Here is a 17,909-nt window from a genome sequence, read left to right as displayed (position 1 = left end):
TCCCGGCCCTCTCGCTCACCTCGTCGTGCTTCCCGCCCGGAAACGGAATTCCCATGCCGAACGCATCCGACCCGCCCCCGCCCGACGACGCCTCGGGGCACCCGCGACAGGCTCCGCCCGGTGTGCCGGAGCGGCCGGGGGCCAAGGAGCCCCACGACGTGTCCGGGGCGTCGGACGGGCTCCCGAGCCTGCCGGGAGGCGCTGCCGGGTCCCTCCCGACGGGCGGGCGGCCCCTGACCGCGGGAGTGGCGATGCTGGCCGTCGCGGTCGCCGTGGTCAGTCTTCTTGTCGGCGGCCTGCTGGCGGCCGTGGCCCTCACGGGACATGTCTTCGGCGCGTGGCGCTCCCCCGAGTCGCTGACTCCGGGGCTGATCGGCGCGGCCATGCTCGGTACCGCGCCGGGGCTGTTCGCGGTGAGCCGGGCCCGTGCCTGGCACGAGGTCCGCTCGCTCGTCCACCCGCTGGCCGTGGTCCTCTTCGGGCTGTTCACGGTGAGCGTGCTCGACGCGGGGCATCTGTACATCGCCCGGGGCGGCCCCGTCGTCCCGGTGCTGTTCAGCCTCGGCTGGCTCTTCGTCCTCGGCGCGCTGTGCGTGTGCGCCCTGATCGCGCTGGTCGGGCAGTACCGCACCCCTGGCCGGCCGCCCGGTCCGAGCGGCGCGCCGCTGCCCGCCTGGTCGAAACCGGCGCTGGCGGTGCTCGGTTCGGCGTGGCTCGGCATCGGCACGGGGTTGCTGGTCCGGCCCGGCTTCTGGGCCGGCTTCGTGCCGTGGAGCGTCAACCGTATCGACGCGCAGGCGCTCGGGGTGTGGGCACTGGCCCTCGGCGTCGGTGTTCTCGGCGCGCTGGCCGAGGACGACCTCGGCCGCACCGGCCCGGCCCTGATCGCCCTGCCGGGCACGGCCGTCGCCGTGACCGTCGTGCTGGTCTGCCGCGCCGGTGCCGTCGCCTGGGCCTCCGGCCCCGCCCTGTGCCTCGTCGCCATGGTGGCCGGGCTCCTGCTGGCCGGCCTCAGCGGGCGCCTCCTGTCGGCGAGGTCCGCCGGGGCGCAACCCCCGCAGATCTCCGGGACGTGAGGGCCGAAGACGTCAACTCTCCTATTGATGGGTGTATTTGACGAACAGTCACTGCGATGTTTCGGTCGGTTCGTTTCGTGAACGGCGCGGACGGGGGCTTCGCTGCCGACTCCCGGAAACGTTGTCCACGTCATCTGTTCCGGACGGAGGCAGGGCCGCGGTCCGTACCAGGGCGGCAGGATACGAGGCGCTGACAGACGGGAACGTTGCCGGGGGTGGTACGGGTATGCGCCGGTGGGGTCGTCCTCCGGCCGTCCAGGAGTCGGACCTGACGGCGTACCTGCGGAGCACGGTGTGGGGGCCCGCCGAGTTCGTCGGATGGCCGCCCCGGCGGCTGGTGGGGGAGGGGATTCTCGTCGGGGGGCTCGGGGCCGGGTCGATCGTGGGGGCCGGGGCCGTCGGCGACCGCACCGGGGTGCCGGTACTGGCCAGCGGTGAGGCCGGGCTCGTGTGCGCCGGGGTCCTCGTCCTGCACCTGGTGTTCCTGCGGTCGGGGCGGGCGCTGGTCGGCATCGTCGCCCTGCTCGGCGTGTGTCTCGCCCTCCAGGCCCCGCAGGCCGCGGCGGACGTGGTGCCGGTGGACGGGGAGCGGGTGGCGCCCATGGTCGTCATGTCCGTCGAGGGCGGCGGACGGGGGAGCACGGGCCGCGCCCGCTACCTCTGCTCGGTGGTCGCCCGGGACGGCGCCCCGTTCAAGGTCCGCGTCCGGCGGGGCTGCGGGCGGACCACCCGGCCGGGGGACGTGCTCGCCGTCGTCTACGACCCGGCGGGGCGGATGCCGCCGCGGGCCCTGGCCACGGGGCCGGTGCGGTCGGGGCCGCTGCGCGCGCTGGCCGCCCTGGCCGCGGCGCTCGTCGCCGCCTGTGCGCTCGCGGTCGTCCGCTCCCACCGGCTCACCCTGTCGGCCTCCACGACGTGATGCCGGCCGGCGGCCACGGCCTGCCGACAGCGAAGGTCGCCCGGGGCCTCGGTCTGCCGGTGGCCGCGGGGGCGTCGGCCGCGGTGGGGCGTCAGGTGCGGGGGCCTGCGCTCCCGGTCGGTTGTCAGCCGCGGGGCGCCGATGGCCACGGGGGTCTGGCCCGGGTCGCCTGGCGGCCGTGGGAGCGTCGGCCGCGGGCGCCTGCGGGCTCCGGCGGCCGGCAGCGCGGTGGCCGCCGCCGCTCGCCGGGCGCGCTCACAGCGGGAGGATCACCAGGGCCGTGTCGTCGGTGACGCCGGCGGGCGGGAGCAGGTCCGACAGCAGGGCGTCGGCGAGGGCCTCGTGCTCGGCCTCCCGGTGGTGGGTCAGCGCGGTGGCCAGGCGTCCGAGGCTCGTGTCGATGTCCTCGCGACGGCGTTCGATCAGACCGTCGGTGTACAGGACCAGGGTGTCGCCCGGGGTGAAGTCCGTCGCGGCCTCGGGGCGGTCCACGTGCTCCGGCCGGGCTCCCAGCGGCGGATCCGTCGCCCCGTCCAGGAACTCCACCGTCCCGTCGCCGCGCAGCAGGGCCGGTGGAAGGTGCCCGGCACTGCTGTACCTGATGGTGCGGGTCTCCCAGTCGATCCAGGCCGTCACCGCCGTGGTGGACTCGGCGCCCTCGACGGAACGCGCGTACAGCCCGAGCACCTCGAGCGCCCGGGCAGGACCGCTGGAGGCGCGGGACGCGGCACTGAGGGCACTGCGCAACTGGCCCATGACGCAGGCCGCGGACAGCCCGTGGCCCACGACATCGCCCACCGCGACCGCCATCCGGTCGCCGCTCAGCGCCACCAGGTCGTACCAGTCCCCGCACACGTTCAGCGAACTCGTGGCCGGCCGGTAGCGGACGGCGGCGTGGTGCGTCCCCACCTGCTCCGGTGAGGGCAGCAGCGCGTCCTGGAGGGCGACGGCGACCTCCCGTTCGCGGGCATGGGCGCGTCGCAGGCGCTCGTTCACCTCCTGCAGTTCCCGGGCCCGTGTGTACAACTCGGCCTCCAGCACCGGGCCCCGGTCGCCCTGCTCGAACCCGCCGCGGGCGCGGATGAGTTCGGTGACCTCCTCCACCCGGTGCACCACCAGCGCCACGGTGCCGTCCGCGGCGAGCACGGGCGAGTTGACCGGGCTCCAGTACCGCTCCTCCCAGACCCCGGGCCGGTCCAAGGACTCCACGTCGTAACGCTGCAGGGCCATGGCGTCGCGCTCCCCGGACTCCACCACCCGGTGCAGGGACGCCTCCAGGTTCCGCATCCCGGTGGAGGTGGCGTCGCCCGGCCGGTCGGGAAAGACGTCGAAGAGGTACCGGCCGACCAACTGCTCCCGCGAGCGGCCGGAGTTGCTCAGATAGTCCTCGTTGGCGTCCACGAAGACCAGCTCCGGGGTCAGCAGGGCGACCATGCCGGGCAGGGCGTGGAAGACACCGGCGAAGTCGATCTCCGCTCCCGTCACCCGTTTCACCCGCCTCGTGCCGCTGCCCCGGCCGTGCCCACGGTGGAAGCGGCGGAGCACCCTGCCCTGCCCCACCGCCCCGGGGCCGGTCCCGGGGCACGACAGGGGCCCACGTCCAGGGCGTACCCGTGGGGCAGTGTTCCCATCAGGCCACCGGTCCGCGTCCGGTGCAACCGCAGAGGAGGGCGTGGCCCGTGCCGGGGTCCCGGACACATGGGACGAGCGGGGCTCCAGGGGCTCCGTGAGGTGTCCTCGTGCCACTGCTCCGTACGGGATCGCTGTGAATGCGGGAGACGGTTGAACACAACGGGACCCGCGTGCGTATAGGGCCGGGGGAAAACCATGCCGAGCCGACCACGACGCGTAGGAGCACCACCTTGGGACGCAACACGCGAAGACGCCCCACGGGCGTACGCCGCGCGACCTCTGCCGCTTTCGCACTGATATTGGGCGGAGGCGGACTGCTGGCAGTCAACGTCTACGCCTCCGCGACCGAGACCGGGGCGGGCGGCGACCCGACGGGCGTCCACGTCCTGTCCGCCGGGTCCGTCACCATCGACTGCCCGGACGTCGGAGAGCAGTTGAAGACGGTCCCGGACGCCGCGAAGGCAGATGTCGACAAGGAACTCGCGGATCTGGACCAGCAGATCGCCGCGGCCTATCAGCAACTCCAGGCGAACGCCGACCAGATGCAGCAGAACGGCGACAACGGCGCCGACGCGGTGATGAATCCGCTGAAGGAGAAGCGGTCCGAGTCGATCGGCCGCATCGTGGCCGCCATCGACGCGGCGGGCGACCCGCCGAGCGGGCTCGACGCTCTCGCTCCCTGCATCCTCCGCCCCTCCGGCAACCAGCCCGGCACCGGGGCGGACGCCGGCCAGAGCTCCGCGCCGCAGAACCAGGGGAGCGCATCCCCGAGTCCGAGCGGCGCGGCCCAGAACCAGGGCGGCCAGCAGGGCGGCACCCCGGCGGCCGGCAACGGTCCCGTCGTCGCCGACTACGCGGACATCAAGTCCGTCCAGCCCAACGTGCAGACCCCGCAGCCCCAGGCCGACGCCTCCCAGGGCGAGTTCGTCTCCAGCTGCGGTGTCAACGCCAACGGACTGTTCAACTCGGACAACGTGATCGTGGCTCCCGGTGTCTCCAACGGCGCCCACCACTTCCACGACTACATCGGCAACCAGTCCAACACCGCCTTCGCCAGTGACGACGACCTGTCCAAGGCCGACACCTCCTGCCAGGACAAGGGCGACAAGTCCTCGTACTACTGGCCCGTGGTGCGCCTCCAGAACGGCAAGCAGGAACGCGACGCGGGCGCGCCCGGAGGCGGGACCGAGGGCAACGCCGGCCAGATCGTCACGCCCAAGCAGGTCACGCTGACCTTCGTCGGCAACCCGCGCAGCAAGGTCACGGCCATGCCCCGCCTGCTGCGCATCATCACCGGCGACGCCAAGGCGTTCGTCAACGGGCCCGCGAACGCCAACGCCTCCTGGAGCTGCACCGGTTTCGAGGACCGGCAGTTGAAGGACAAGTACCCCCTCTGCCCGCAGGGCAGCGACGTGGTGCGCACCTTCAAGTTCCAGAGCTGCTGGGACGGCGCGAACATCGACAGCGCCAACCACCGCACCCACGTGGCCTTCGCGGACGCCCAGGGCAACTGCCCGGCCAACTTCAAGGCCATTCCGCAGTTGGTGCAGCGCATCGTCTACGCCATCGACGCGCCGAGCCTCCAGGACGGCGGCCGTACGTCGCCCCTGTTCGCGGTGGACTCCTTCCCGGAGAACCTCCACAAGCCGATCACGGACCACGGCGACTTCATCAACGTCTTCGACGAAGGCCTGATGAACGACATGGTCGACTGCATCAACAGCGGCAAGAAGTGCGGCGCGGGCGCCGGTAACGGCGGCGGCAACGGCGGCGGCAACGGCAACGGTGGCGGCAACGGCAACGGCGGCGGCAACGGCAACGGTGGCGGCAACGGCAACGGTGGCGGCGGACAGCAGGAGAGCCCTCCAGCCACCGACAAGCCGTCGCAGAGCGCCGAGCCGAACCCCTCGGAGGCGGCCCCGAACCCGTCCGAGGCGGACCCGAACCCCTCGGAGAACCCCTCCGAGGAGCCGGCGCCCACCGCGGACGACCCGTCCGACGGCAACGGCGGTAACGGCGGCAACGGCGGCAAGGGTGGCACCGGATCCGGTGACAACGGCGGCGGCCAGAGCGCCGAGCCCACCGACGGGACGCCGGGCACCGAGCCGGCGGGCGACGACGCACCTCCCGCCACGGTCGAGCCCAAGTCCGACGTGACGTCGTCGGCCGGCGACGGCTCGTCCGCCGCGCAGGAGACCCCGGGTGACGACCAGGGCGGCGAGGTGGGGACACCCGCGCAGACGGAGCCGGCGGCCGAGTCCTACCCGCCCGCCACTTCGGGGGTCGAGCCGCAGGGACAGGCGGTCGGGACCGGCGGGCTCGCCGAGACCGGGGCGAACCTGTGGCCGGGCGTGATCGGCGGGATCTTCGTCCTCTCCGGCATCTTCGTGCTCTACCGCATCCGGCGCGCCTACGGGTGACACGGACCGTCCGGCACCGGTGACTCCCGACGGATGAACCCTGACGGACGAAACCCGCCGGACGAGTTCTGACGGACGAGTTCCGAAAGACGAGTTTGAGGGGGCTCGTGGCCTGTGCTGACAGGGCACGAGCCCCCTCGGCCATGTTCCGGGCGGCCGTCTCGACCGGCGGTGCGCGCCGATTCACAGCATGCTGGTGGAAGACGCGATCATGTCGTCCACATTGGGGAAGGCGAAGCTCCATGGACGCATCAGAGCAGGCACCGGATGACCGGCCCCTCGACCTGTACCTCGAAATGCTCCGCCTGCGTATGGATCCGGCGGACTACGCGCTCTTGCTGCGCATGGTCGAGCCCGTACTCGAAGCGATCAGGGAGGAGAGGGTGGGAGCGATCGAACTGTGTCTCGACGGCGCGGAACCCGAGAGCGTCCCGCAGGAGGTCCGTGACGAGGCGTCCCTCGTGGTCGCCGTGGCCGTCACGGGACGGCTGGACAACCGGATCGTCGAGCTGGAGACCGAGGAGATCGGTGTCGTGCGGGTCGTCACGGACTCGGGCACGGCGGACGATCCCGAGCGGTGCAAGGAGATCGCCGACTTCATCGGGGAGCGGCACCGCCAGGACGAGGAACTGCGCGGCATCGCCGAGGTGAGCGGTCTGCCCACGGACGTGTGACCCCCTCGGAGCGGCCCGGCCGCCCGCCGACGGACGATCATGGTCGTGGGTCCGGAAAAGATGACGTAGAGTTGTGTTCACCGACGCGGGGTGGAGCAGCTCGGTAGCTCGCTGGGCTCATAACCCAGAGGTCGCAGGTTCAAATCCTGTCCCCGCTACTCGAAGCCGAAGGGGCCGACATCATCTGTCGGCCCCTTCGTCGTGTTGTGCTCCAGGTCCGGCGGGACCCGCCGGTCGTCGGAACATACGAGTGTGCTCATTCGGCGGAGGCCGTGCGCTCGATGACGCCACAATCGCCCCATGACGAAGATCGAAACAGTCGCGGAGCGCGTCGTGGCCGCCGCCCGCGCTCGGGGCGACCAGGGACTGGTGCTGATCGCGGTCGACGGTATGGGCGGTTCGGGCAAGTCGACCCTGGCGTCGGCCGTGGCCCGGCTCGGTGATGCCGTGGTCGTGCACGGAGACGATTTCTACCGTCCGATGGACGCGGACGAACGTGCCGCGCTGACCCCCGCGCAGGGCTACGACCGCTACTTCGACTGGCAGCGGCTGCGCGACGAGCTCCTCACCCCGCTCGCCACCGGCCATGACGCGTACTACCGGCGCTACGACTGGCCGAGCGGATCCCTGGCGGCCGACGAGGCGCATGCCGTCGCCTGTGACGGCATCGTCCTCGTGGAGGGGGTCTACACGGCGCGGCCCGAACTCGCGGATCACTACGACCTGATCGTCTACGTCGACACCCCGCCGGAGGAGTCCATGCGCCGGCTGCGGGCGCGCGGTGACGACCACGGTCCGATCGACTGGGAGGCCCGCTGGCGCCTGGCCGAGGAGCACTACCTGAGCACGACCCGCCCCCGGGAGCGGGCGGATCTCGTGGTCCCCGGGCACTGACGGGGGCCACGACGCCCCGGACGCCGGCCGGGCCCCGGTTCGGATCAGGACCGAGCCCGGCCGGTGGGCCACATGAAAAAACACCGCCTCCGGTCGGACGACCGGAGGCGGTGTGTGTGGAGCGCCGGGCAGGCCTTGCACCTGCATTTCCCCGCAGGAAGCGGGGCGTCTTTCCTTGGACCACCAACGCCGGGCTCGTCACCGAGTGTTCGGTGCGGGCTCGAGAATGAGCATATCAGCTGTTCGGCGGGTCCCCTCCGGGGTGCTCCGGGCGTGTCGGGTCGGGCGTGTCGACCACGCCGTCGGCCGGATGCGCACGACGGCGCGGTCACACCGCGTTCAGGCCGTACGAGGCGAAGACGGAGCGGGCTTCGGCTATCTGGGCGGCGCTCGGGACGGGGGTGGCGGCGAGGGTGAAGTCCATGCCCAGCCCGGCCCACTTGTCGGAGCCGAGCTTGTGGAAGGGCAGGATGTCGACACGGGTGACGTTGCCCAGGGACGCCGTGAAAGCGGCGACTCCCGCCACGTTCTCCGGGGGGTCGGTCAGACCCGGGACCAGGACGAAGCGGATCCAGACCTCCTTGCCGAGTGCGGCCAGGCGACGGGCGAAGACCAGGGTCGGCTCCAGCTGACGGCTGGTGAGGCGCACGTAGAGCTCGCGGTCCCAGGACTTGATGTCCAGGAGCACCAGGTCGACGCTCTCCAGCATGGTGTCGGTGGCGCGGGCGCCGAGGAAGCCGGAGGTGTCCAGGGCGGTGTGCAGGCCCAGGTCGTCGTGGCAGCGGCGCAGGATCTCGCCGACGAAGTCCGGCTGGAGCATCGGTTCGCCCCCGCTGACGGTGAAGCCGCCGCCCGAGGCGCGAATGAACTGCACGTACCTGGCCGCCTCCGCGACGACCTCGTCGGTCGTGGCCCGCTTGCCGTTGCTCATCCGCAGGGTGTCGGGATTGTGGCAGTACAGACAGGCCAGCGGGCAGCCGGCGACGAAGACGACGAAACGGGTGCCGGGCCCGTCGACACCGGTGGATAGGTCCCAGGAGTGCACCGATCCGGTGACCGGACCGGTGCCGCGCCGGGGAACGGCCTCCTCGACCGGCCTGTCGGGGCCGCCGGAGAGGATGGGCGGGAGAGCGTTTCCCGGCTGGATCAGGGACATGGCGAGGCCTCCTGACGTCGTGGCGGTTCCCGGGGGAGCGCGGCGGGCGGTCCGCGCTCCCCCGGGAGGCCGGCGGCTACAGCGACCCGTGGAAAGTGCGGCCCAGCACGTCGAGCTGCTGCTCACGCGTCAGCCGCACGAAGTTGACCGCGTAACCGCTGACCCGGACGGTGAGCTGCGGGTACTTCTCCGGGTGCTCCATCGCGTCCATCAGTGTGTCCCGGTTGAGCACGTTGACGTTCATGTGGAAGCCCTGGGAGGTGACGAAGCCGTCCAGGACGCCGGCCAGGTTGCGGATCCGGTCTTCCGGGGTGCGTCCCAGTGCGTCGGGGGTGATCGTGTTCGTGAGCGAGACCCCGTCCTCCGCCTGCTCGTAGGGCAGCTTGGCCACCGACAGTGCGCTGGCGACGTAACCGTGGGTGTCACGGCCGTTCATCGGGTTGGCGCCCGGCGAGAACGGCTCGCCCGCGCGGCGGCCGTCGGGCGTGTTGCCGGTCTTCTTCCCGTAGACCACGTTGGAGGTGATGGTGAGCACCGACTGGGTGTGTTCGGAGCCCCGGTAGGTGGGGTGCTTGCGCACCTTGCGCATGAACTCCTCGACCAGCCACACCGCGATGGCGTCGGGCCGCTCGTCGTTGTTGCCGTACGCCGGGTACTCGCCCTCGATACGGAAGTCCACGGCCAGCCCCGTGTCGTCCCGCACCGGGGTGACCTCGGCGTACTTGATCGCCGACAGGGAGTCCGCGGCGACCGAGAGCCCGGCGATGCCGCAGGCCATGGTCCGCCGGATGTCATGGTCGTGGAGCGCCATCTCCAGCCGCTCGTAGGCGTACTTGTCGTGCATGTAGTGGATGACGTCGAGGGCGTGGACGTAGGTCTCGGCCAGCCACTCCATCTGCTGGTCGAGGCGGCCCAGCACCTCGTCGTAGTCCAGCACCTCGGCGTCGATCGCCCCGGTGGCCGGCCCGACCTGGTGGCCGGACAGCTCGTCCCGGCCGCCGTTGATGGCGTACAGCAGCGTCTTGGCGAGGTTGACCCGGGCGCCGAAGAACTGCATCTGCTTGCCGACCTCCATCGCCGAGACACAGCAGGCGATGGCGGTGTCGTCGCCGAAGCGCGGACGCATCAGTTCGTCCGACTCGTACTGCAGGCTGGAGGTGTCGATCGAGACCTGCGCGCAGAACTCCTTGAAACCCTGCGGCAGCGCCGGCGACCAGAAGACCGTCATGTTGGGCTCGGGGGCCGGGCCCAGGTTGTAGAGGGTCTGCAGGTAGCGGAAGGAGGTGCGGGTGACCAGGGTGCGGCCGTCCGCGCCGATGCCGCCGATGGACTCCGTGACCCAGGTCGGGTCGCCGGAGAACAGCTCGTCGTACTCCGGGGTGCGCAGGAAACGGACGATCCGCAGCTTGATGATGAAGTCGTCGATCAGCTCCTGCGCGGTGCTCTCGTCGAGGATCCCGGCGTTCATGTCCCGCTGGAGGTAGACGTCGAGGAAGGTGGAGGTGCGGCCGAGCGACATCGCCGCGCCGTTCTGCTCCTTCACCGCCGCGAGGTAGGCGAAGTACAGCCACTGCACGGCCTCCCGGCCGGTGCTCGCCGGACCCGAGATGTCGCAGCCGTACGAGGCGGCCATCTCCTTCAGCTCGCCGAGCGCCCTGATCTGCTCGGAGACCTCCTCCCGTTCGCGGATCACCTCCTCCAGGCGCGAGGCGTCGCGGGGCATGGCGTCCAGGCCGGCCTTCTCCTCCTGCTTGGCCTCGATCAGCCGGTCGACGCCGTACAGCGGGACCCGGCGGTAGTCGCCGATGATGCGGCCCCGGCCGTAGGCGTCGGGCAGGCCGGTGACGATGCCGGCCTTCCGCGCGGCCCGGATGTCCGGGGTGTACGCGTCGAACACCCCGGCGTTGTGGGTCTTGCGGTACTGGGTGAAGACCTTCTCCAGTTCGGGCGAGACGGGATAGCCGTAGGTCTGCAGTGCCCCGGCCACCATCCGCCAGCCGCCGAAGGGCATGATCGCCCGCTTCAGCGGGGCGTCGGTCTGCAGACCGACGATCAGCTCCCGGTCGCGGTAGATATAGCCCGGCGGGTGCGCGGTGATGGTGGACGGGACGTCGTACGACACGTCCAGGACGCCCTTGGCGCGCTCCTCGGGGAACAGATCGGTGATCTTCTTCCAGACGGCCGTGGTGCGCTCGGTGGCACCGGCAAGGAAGGAGCTGTCACCTTCGTACGGGGTGTAGTTCTGCTGGATGAAGTCCCGTACGTTGATCTCGTCCCGCCACAGACCTCCCCGGAAGCCGTCCCAGGCGCTGCGGACGGACCGTTGCTGCTGCGTGGTCATCGGTGTACGACTCCTTCGCGGTCGATCAAGGGACGTGCGGTTCGTGCGGTGCGGTCCGTGCCGTTCGTACGAGGACTCACACCGGGTCGCCGTAGTAGGCGCGGCGCATCAGTTCCTGCATGTCGGCCAGCATCGGCAGCCTCGGGTTGGCGGGCGCGCACTGGTCCTCGTAGGCGTTCATCGCCTGCTCGGGCAGCGCCTCCAGGAACGCCGCCTCGTCGACCCCGGCGTCCTTGAACGACCGCGGGATACCGACCTTCTCGCGCAGTTCCTCCAGCGCGTGGGCGAGGGACTCCACACCCTCCTCCGGCGTGTCGGCCGGCAGGTCCAGCATCCGGGCGATCGTCTGGTAGCGCTCGGGGGCGACGTAGTTGTGGTACTTCGGCCAGCTGGTGACCTTGGTGGGCGCCGACCCGTTGTAGCGGACGACGTGCGGCAGCAGCAGCGCGTTGGTGCGGCCGTGCGCGACGTGGAAGGTCGCGCCCAGGGTGTGTGCCATGGCGTGCACCACGCCGAGGAACGCGGACCCGAAGGCCATGCCGGCGATCGTGCCGGCGTTGTGCATCTTCTCCCGCGCGACCGGGTCGGCCGCACCCTCGTTGACGGCCTTCTCCAGGTTGTCGAAGATCAGCCTGATGCCCTGCAGCGCCAGTCCGTCGGTGAAGTCGTTGGCGTACACCGAGACGTAGGTCTCCAGGCAGTGGGTCAGCGCGTCGAATCCCGAGTCGGCGGCGACGCTCCTGGGCAGGTCCAGGGTCAGCGCCGGGTCGCAGATCGCCACGCTCGGGGTCAGCGCGTAGTCGGCCAGCGGGTACTTCTGGCCGGTGGCGGTGTCGGTGATCACCGCGAAGGGGGTCACCTCACTGCCGGTGCCCGAGGTGGTCGGGATGCACACCAGCCTGGCCTTCTCCCCCAGGTCGGGGAAGGTGAAGGCGCGCTTGCGGATGTCGAAGAACTTCTCCTTCAGGTCGGCGAACTCCAGCTCCGGATGCTCGTACATCAGCCACATCACCTTGGCGGCGTCCATCGGCGAGCCGCCGCCGAGCGCGATGATGGTGTCCGGCTCGAAGTGGCGCATCATCTCGGCGCCCTTCTGCACGGTGTCCAGGCTCGGGTTGGGCTCGACGTTGTCGATCACCCGGATCTCGGGGATCTCGCTGCGGCGGCTCAGGACGTTGCGGATCCGCTCCAGGTGCCCGATCTCCACCATCGTCTTGTCGGTGACGACGACGAACTTGCGGGAACCGCGCACGTCCGCGAGGTACTTGATGGAATCGCGCTCGAAGTAGATCTTCGGCGGGACCTTGAACCACTGCATGTTGTTGTTCCGCCGCCCGATGCGCTTGATGTTGATCAGGTTGAGCGCGGTGACGTTGCCGGAGACCGAGTTGCTGCCGTACGAGCCGCAGCCCAGGGTCAGGGACGGCATGAACGCGTTGTAGACGTCACCGATGCCGCCCTGGGAGGTGGGCGCGTTCCAGATGACCCGGCAGGCCTTGACCGCGTGCCCGTACTCCTCGGCGAAGGCCGCGTCCTCGGTGTGCACGGCGGCCGAGTGGCCCAGACCGTTGAACTCCACCATCTCGGTGGCCAGCCGTACGCCTTCGGCCCGGCTGTCCACCGTCAGCACGGCCAGCACCGGGCAGAGCTTCTCCCTGGTCAGCGGCTCTTCCACACCGACCTCGGAGACCTCGACCAGGAGCACCGAGGTGTCCCCCGGCACCTCGAAGCCGGCACCCTCGGCGATGGCGACCGAGCTCTGTCCGACGATGTCGGCGTTCAACTGGGCGCCCGCGCAGTCGCGTCCGCCCTGCTGTTCGGCGCCCACCCCGAACAGGTACGCCTCCAGCAGCGCCTTCTCCTGGTCGTTGACCGTGTACGCCTTGAGCTTGCGGAACTCGGAGATCGCCTCGTCACGGATCTCCCGGTCCAGGATCACGGCCTGTTCCGAGGCGCACACCATGCCGTAGTCGTAGGTCTTGGACAGCACCACGTCGTTGACCGCACGCTGGATCTGGGCGCTCTTCTCGATGTACGCGGGTACGTTGCCGGCCCCGACGCCCAGTGCGGGCTTGCCACAGCTGTAGGCGGCCCGGACCATCGCGTTGCCGCCCGTGGCCAGGATCGACGCCACTCCGGGGTGGTTCATCAGGGCGCTGGTGGCCTCCTTCGAAGGCCGCTCGATCCACTGCACGCAATGGGCCGGGGCACCCGCCCGCACGGCCGCGTCCCGGACGATCCGGGCGGCCTCGGCGGAGCAGTTCTGCGCGGCCGGGTGGAAGCCGAAGATGATCGGGTTGCGGGTCTTCAGCGCCATGAGGGACTTGAAGATGGTGGTGGACGTGGGGTTCGTGACGGGGGTGACGCCCGCGAGCACCCCGACGGGCTCGGCGATCTCCACGATCCCGTCGATGTCGTCGCGGCGGATCACGCCGACGGTCTTCACGCCCTTCATCGAGTGGGTGATGTTCTCGCAGGCGAAGATGTTCTTGACGGCCTTGTCCTCGAAGACGCCGCGCCCGGTCTCCTCGACCGCCATCATGGCGAGCCGTGTGTGCTCGGCGAGCGCGGCCAGACTGGCCTTCTTCACTATGTGGTCGATCTGTTCCTGGGTGTACTCGGCATACTCTTCCAATGCCTCCAGGCCGCGTGCCACCAGTTCGTCGACGTCCTGCTCGACCCCGGGGGGCTGGGATCGGGCGGCGGACGCGGGGGCTGTGCCGGCCCCGGAGGATTGCTGGCCGTCCCTCTTCTTGCGGCTGGTCATCGGATCACCCTTCGGTGGCGGTGTGCCGAAACAGCCGGGCTTCAGCGGCTCCGGATTACTTCCAGCCTTGCACCGCGCACCGGATCGTGCAGCCGGGCGGGAGGCGCTTCCGGGCCGTTCGTCGCAGGTGACGGACGGTGCACCTGCGCGGATCCGCGCAGGTGAGGGGCGGTGTCACCGAGTGGACTCGGGCGCGTGCGGTGCTGAGTCGGGGTGTCTGGTTCCGGATCGGGTGTGTGCTGTGCGATGCCGGGGCGCCTGGTTCCGGAACGGGTGCGTGCGGTGCGGTGCGATGCCGGGATGCCTGGTTCGGGAACGGGCGGTGTTCGCCCGGCGCGCGGGCGCCGTACGTCACGAGCACCGTCTTCGGCCGGCCGCCGGTCCGTCCCGGCGGTGCTTGCGCCGGCGGCGGGCGGCGCGGCAGGGTGCGGGGTGTGCCTACTCTGCTGATCGTGCATCACACGCCCTCGCCCAACTGCCAGTCCCTGTTCGAGGCCGTGCTCTCCGGCGCCACGGCGCCCGAGATCGAGGGCGTCCGGGTGGTGCGGCGGGCGGCGCTGGAGGCGACCGCTTCGGACGTGCTGGCCGCCGACGGCTATGTGCTCGGCACCCCGGCCAACCTCGGTTACATGTCGGGCGCGCTGAAGCATTTCTTCGACCAGGTCTACTACCCGTGCCTGGACACGACGGTCGGGCGCCCCTTCGGCTACTACGTACACGGCGGGAACGACGTCACGGGAGCGGTGCGCGCCATCGAGTCCGTGACGACGGGCCTCGGCTGGCGCCGCGCGGCCGAGGCGGTGAAGGTGACCGGCGAGCCGGGCAAGGCCGGCACCGAGGCGTGCTGGGAACTCGGCGCGACCCTCGCGGCCCGATTGATGGACTGATCTGCCGCGTCGAGGTCGGCGCACGGCAACGCCGTCACCGCGTCCCGGAGCCGGCCGGGGTGAAGGTGCGGGCGAGGTGGGCTGTCAGCCCCGTCGCCGTCGGCGGGGACAGGCGGGCGCCGATGTATCCGTCCGGGCGGACCAGGAAGGCGGTCGCCCCGTCAAAGACCCCGTAAAGACGGGCGAACTCGCCGAGCGTGTCGACGTACGCGGGCGGGGACGAGGTCTCCACGGCGGTGCCGGAGGGCCGGATCACGCAGGTGCCGACCCGCCCGCCGGAGAACTCGTCCGCCGCCTTGGCGAGCCGGCCGCCCTCCTCGCCGTCCCCGTACACCAGCAGCATGTGTCCGCGGTCGCGCAGGAGGTCGTACAGGCGCAGCGGGAAGGCGGCGATGTGTGCCGCGAGGCCGGTGCAGTCGGGTGCCCGGTCGCCCGGCCGGAGCCCGGGTCCCGCGGAGGCGGGGCCCACCAGCGGGCTGTCGCGGTAGCCGACGAGCAGCTGGGCCTCGCGCAGCATGACGGTCTCCGGGTCGGCCCGGTCGGCCTGGATGCCCCGGGTCGCGTGGCGGACCGTGCGCTCGACGACTTCCGCACCGACGGGCCGCCGCTCGGCGTCGTAGCTGGCGGCCAGGCCGTCGCTCGCGCCGCCCTCGACGGCGAGGGCGAGCTTCCAGGCCAGGTTCCAGGCGTCCTGGATCCCGGTGTTCATGCCCTGGGCGCCGGTCGGGGGGTGGATGTGCGCCGCGTCGCCCGCGACGAAGACCCGGCCGTCGCCGTAGCGGTCGACGATCCGGTGGCTGATGCGGAAGACCGAGGCCCAGCGCAGACAGGAGGCGGTCGTGGGCAGTGGGGACAACCGGTCCAGCACGGCCTGGATGTCGGGGAGCGCGGGGGCGTCCCCGCCCTCCAGACCGTGGACGACGCCGTCGCCCGGCCCGCTTGGCCCGCCGCTTCGCCCCGTCACGGAGAGTTCGGGTGGGACCATCATCGACATGCGGTACCGGTTCCGGCCGGGCAGCGGGATGCACACCAGGAGGTCGTCCACCTCGCCGTTCTCGTTCCGGTGCATGGAGCGGACGCCGTAGCCCCGCGGCAGGTCCCAGTCCACCTCCACGTCACCGAGCATGTACTCCTCGGGGAACGCGCTGCCCTCGAAGGTGAGACCCAGTTGCTTGCGTACGATGCTGTGCGCGCCGTCGCAGCCCACCAGATAGCGCGCCCTGACCTCTTCCTCCGCACCGGACGCCGACCGCAGGGCGACGCTCACGCCGTCGGAGTCCTGGCTGAACGAGACCAGTTCCGTGCTCCGTTCGATCCCGGTCCCGAACCGCGCGAGGTGCCCTTCGAGGATGCGTTCGGTCTCGTACTGCGGCAACGCGGCGAAGCGGTACGGCACCTCGGGCGGCAGGACGAGGTCGATCCGGGGCTGTTCGGCGCCGTTGACGTAGGCCAGCTGCCCGTACATCGGTACGGCCGCCTCGAGGACCGTGCGGGTGAGGCCCATGTGGTCCCAGATCTCCAGCGTGCGCGGCTGGATCCCCACCGCCTTCGCGTACGGGAGTCGTGCCGGGAGCCGGTCGACGACACGGCAGCGGACGCCACGTCTGCGCAGTTCCGCGGCCGCGGTCAGACCCACCGGGCCCGCACCCGCCACCACGACGTCGGTTGCGAAGGTGTGCGCCACGGGAGCCTCCCGGTGTCAGCCCCCTGCGTCGAGTCGATCTTCCTCCATCTTGGCCCCGCGGTGAGCGCCCTCGCTACTCGGGCGACCGGCGCGGCCACGTCGGTCCCGCCGGCCGTGCGGCTCTTCCGGTTCGGCGGGGTGCGGGCGGTTCAGCGCGGTGCGGGAGGCTGGGCTCCGTCGGTGCCGAGCCGGTGATGGCCGTCCACCGGGAAGTGGGGGAGATGGAGGTGGTGCGCGGGGGCGCGTTCGACGATCAGGAAGGCCGCGTCGTCGCCGGGCTCGTCACCGATGTGCCGGACGAGGTCGTCGTGGATGTGGCGCAGCAGGACGTCGGGGCTGGAGGCGGGGAACGTGGCGACCCGCTCGGCCAGGGGGTAGAAGACGCCCTCGGGGGAGCGGGCCTCGATCACGCCGTCGGTGTACAGCAGCAGGAAGTCGCCGGCCTCGAACGTGAACGGATCGGTGTGGTGGCTGGAGGCCGGCAGCTCGCACATGCCCAGCGGGGGCACGGGGTGCCGTGCGTACAGGACGCTGACCTCGTGGTCGCGCAGGAGCAGTGGCGGCGGATGACCACAGTTGATCATCTGGGCCTGGGTGCCGTCGTCGGGGATGTCGAGAACGAGCGCCGTGATGAAGTGTTCGCCCGGGTCGTGCTCGGTGTCGGCCACCTCGTCCAGGTCCCGGCACACGCTCACCTCCAGGGCCGCCGCCAGCTCCGGCAGCGTGGCGTACCGGTGGGCGCCCTCGCGGAAGGCGCCCAGCACCACCGAGGCCTCGCCGATGGCGGCCAGCCCCTTGCCCCGTACGTCCCCGATGATGAGGCGGGTGGACGCCCCGGCGGCCCGGGTGACCGCGAACAGGTCGCCGCCGATCTGCGTGTCGTCCTCGGCGGCCAGATACAGCCAGGCCACGCGCAGCGGACCGATCCGGCGCGGCGGGGGCCGCAGCAGCACCCGTTGCGCGGTCTCCGCGACCGAGCGCGCCCGCACCAGCTCCCGGGCGCGCCGCTCCCGTACATGACACACGAACACCACCAGGGCGGAGAGCACCACGAGGGCGATGAGCTGCGCGATGTGATTGGTGGTGCCCAGTCCGCCGTGCAGGACGGCGATGACCACCTGGGCGGCGACGGCGAGCAGGCCGACCAGGGCCGTCAGCCCGGGGCCCGCGAGCGAGGCCGTCAGGGTCGGTGCGATCACCAGCAGTGGGCCCAGGTGCACGTCGGTGGGGGAGCGGATGTCCACCACCGTGATCACGACGATCAACGCGAGGGGGATCGCCACCAGGCCGCGGTTCGACGGCTGCTCCACAAGACGGTCCACTGACATGCGCCGCATACCCACATGCCCCATTTTGTACCTGTTTCTGTGGCTGCGGGATTCCGTACGGTGTTCACCGTCGGCGAGTCCTGCGCGAGCCTCGGTTCCGGGGTGCCCCCTGGAGCGGCTTGTGGCCGCGG

Annotated in this window: 12 protein-coding genes and 1 tRNA gene; 7 read left to right on the top strand and 6 right to left on the bottom strand. The window is 71.2% G+C overall.

The window, feature by feature from the left end:
* Nucleotides 1-53: 53 nt before the first annotated feature.
* Together ACH4S8_RS07075 and ACH4S8_RS07070 are read left to right on the top strand one after the other, a co-directional pair.
* Nucleotides 54-1,076 (top strand): hypothetical protein, encoded by a 1,023-nt coding sequence (locus ACH4S8_RS07075; RefSeq protein WP_398391654.1) that lies wholly within the window; start codon nt 54-56, stop codon nt 1,074-1,076.
* Between the two features lie 226 nt (nt 1,077-1,302).
* Nucleotides 1,303-1,995: a hypothetical protein gene (locus ACH4S8_RS07070; protein WP_398391653.1), complete on the top strand. Its 693-nt coding sequence runs from the start codon at nt 1,303-1,305 to the stop codon at nt 1,993-1,995.
* 255 nt (nt 1,996-2,250) lie between these two features.
* Here the strand turns inward: ACH4S8_RS07070 and ACH4S8_RS07065 are convergent, their stop codons facing one another.
* A complete protein-coding gene (locus ACH4S8_RS07065; protein WP_398391652.1) occupies nt 2,251-3,480 on the bottom strand; it encodes a PP2C family protein-serine/threonine phosphatase in 1,230 nt (409 codons plus the stop codon).
* A gap of 377 nt (nt 3,481-3,857) precedes the next feature.
* On the opposite strand from ACH4S8_RS07065, the gene ACH4S8_RS07060 reads away from it, so the two are divergent.
* The 4 genes from ACH4S8_RS07060 (at nt 3,858) to ACH4S8_RS07045 (ending at nt 7,615) form a co-directional block, all read left to right on the top strand.
* On the top strand, nt 3,858-6,047 hold the full coding sequence (locus tag ACH4S8_RS07060; protein ID WP_398391651.1) for a DUF1996 domain-containing protein: 2,190 nt from the start codon (nt 3,858-3,860) through the stop codon (nt 6,045-6,047).
* Between the two features lie 242 nt (nt 6,048-6,289).
* Entirely contained in the window at nt 6,290-6,721 is a 432-nt protein-coding gene (locus ACH4S8_RS07055) for a hypothetical protein (RefSeq protein WP_398391650.1), read from the top strand.
* 84 nt (nt 6,722-6,805) lie between these two features.
* A tRNA-Met gene (locus ACH4S8_RS07050) sits at nt 6,806-6,879 on the top strand.
* Between the two features lie 142 nt (nt 6,880-7,021).
* Nucleotides 7,022-7,615: a uridine kinase gene (locus tag ACH4S8_RS07045; RefSeq protein WP_398391649.1), complete on the top strand. Its 594-nt coding sequence runs from the start codon at nt 7,022-7,024 to the stop codon at nt 7,613-7,615.
* 328 nt (nt 7,616-7,943) lie between these two features.
* Here ACH4S8_RS07045 and pflA read toward each other — a convergent pair whose 3' ends face one another.
* From pflA to adhE, 3 genes are all read right to left on the bottom strand, one after another.
* Complete coding sequence (pflA, locus tag ACH4S8_RS07040; RefSeq protein ID WP_398391648.1) at nt 7,944-8,771, bottom strand: pyruvate formate-lyase-activating protein; 828 nt, start codon at nt 8,769-8,771, stop codon at nt 7,944-7,946.
* Nucleotides 8,772-8,847: 76 nt separating this feature from the next.
* Complete coding sequence (gene pflB, locus ACH4S8_RS07035) at nt 8,848-11,112, bottom strand: formate C-acetyltransferase (protein WP_398391647.1); 2,265 nt, start codon at nt 11,110-11,112, stop codon at nt 8,848-8,850.
* 76 nt (nt 11,113-11,188) lie between these two features.
* Nucleotides 11,189-13,879 (bottom strand): bifunctional acetaldehyde-CoA/alcohol dehydrogenase, encoded by a 2,691-nt coding sequence (gene adhE / locus ACH4S8_RS07030; RefSeq protein WP_398391646.1) that lies wholly within the window; start codon nt 13,877-13,879, stop codon nt 11,189-11,191.
* A 434-nt stretch (nt 13,880-14,313) separates the two neighbouring features.
* Between adhE and ACH4S8_RS07025 the strand changes: the two genes are divergently transcribed.
* Nucleotides 14,314-14,766 (top strand): flavodoxin family protein, encoded by a 453-nt coding sequence (locus ACH4S8_RS07025; RefSeq protein ID WP_398391645.1) that lies wholly within the window; start codon nt 14,314-14,316, stop codon nt 14,764-14,766.
* A 34-nt stretch (nt 14,767-14,800) separates the two neighbouring features.
* Here the strand turns inward: ACH4S8_RS07025 and ACH4S8_RS07020 are convergent, their stop codons facing one another.
* Nucleotides 14,801-16,450: an FAD-dependent monooxygenase gene (locus ACH4S8_RS07020; RefSeq protein ID WP_398391644.1), complete on the bottom strand. Its 1,650-nt coding sequence runs from the start codon at nt 16,448-16,450 to the stop codon at nt 14,801-14,803.
* 149 nt (nt 16,451-16,599) lie between these two features.
* Nucleotides 16,600-17,760: a PP2C family protein-serine/threonine phosphatase gene (locus ACH4S8_RS07015; RefSeq protein ID WP_398391643.1), complete on the bottom strand. Its 1,161-nt coding sequence runs from the start codon at nt 17,758-17,760 to the stop codon at nt 16,600-16,602.
* Nucleotides 17,761-17,909: the final 149 nt, after the last annotated feature.

It is taken from the genome of Streptomyces sp. NPDC021080 (assembly GCF_044333225.1).
Taxonomy (GTDB): domain Bacteria; phylum Actinomycetota; class Actinomycetes; order Streptomycetales; family Streptomycetaceae; genus Streptomyces.
The sequence above is the reverse complement of the archived record's forward strand: the minus strand, read 5'-3'. Positions and strand labels throughout refer to the sequence as shown.

What these genes read in the sequence shown, in the direction of transcription:
- pflA (WP_398391648.1), bottom strand. Translation starts at nt 8,771, where the DNA reads ATGTCCCTGATCCAGCCGGGAAACGCTCTCCCGCCCATCCTCTCCGGC.
- ACH4S8_RS07055 (WP_398391650.1), top strand. Translation starts at nt 6,290, where the DNA reads ATGGACGCATCAGAGCAGGCACCGGATGACCGGCCCCTCGACCTGTAC.
- pflB (WP_398391647.1), bottom strand. Translation starts at nt 11,112, where the DNA reads ATGACCACGCAGCAGCAACGGTCCGTCCGCAGCGCCTGGGACGGCTTC.
- ACH4S8_RS07075 (WP_398391654.1), top strand. Translation starts at nt 54, where the DNA reads ATGCCGAACGCATCCGACCCGCCCCCGCCCGACGACGCCTCGGGGCAC.
- ACH4S8_RS07070 (WP_398391653.1), top strand. Translation starts at nt 1,303, where the DNA reads ATGCGCCGGTGGGGTCGTCCTCCGGCCGTCCAGGAGTCGGACCTGACG.
- ACH4S8_RS07045 (WP_398391649.1), top strand. Translation starts at nt 7,022, where the DNA reads ATGACGAAGATCGAAACAGTCGCGGAGCGCGTCGTGGCCGCCGCCCGC.
- adhE (WP_398391646.1), bottom strand. Translation starts at nt 13,879, where the DNA reads ATGACCAGCCGCAAGAAGAGGGACGGCCAGCAATCCTCCGGGGCCGGC.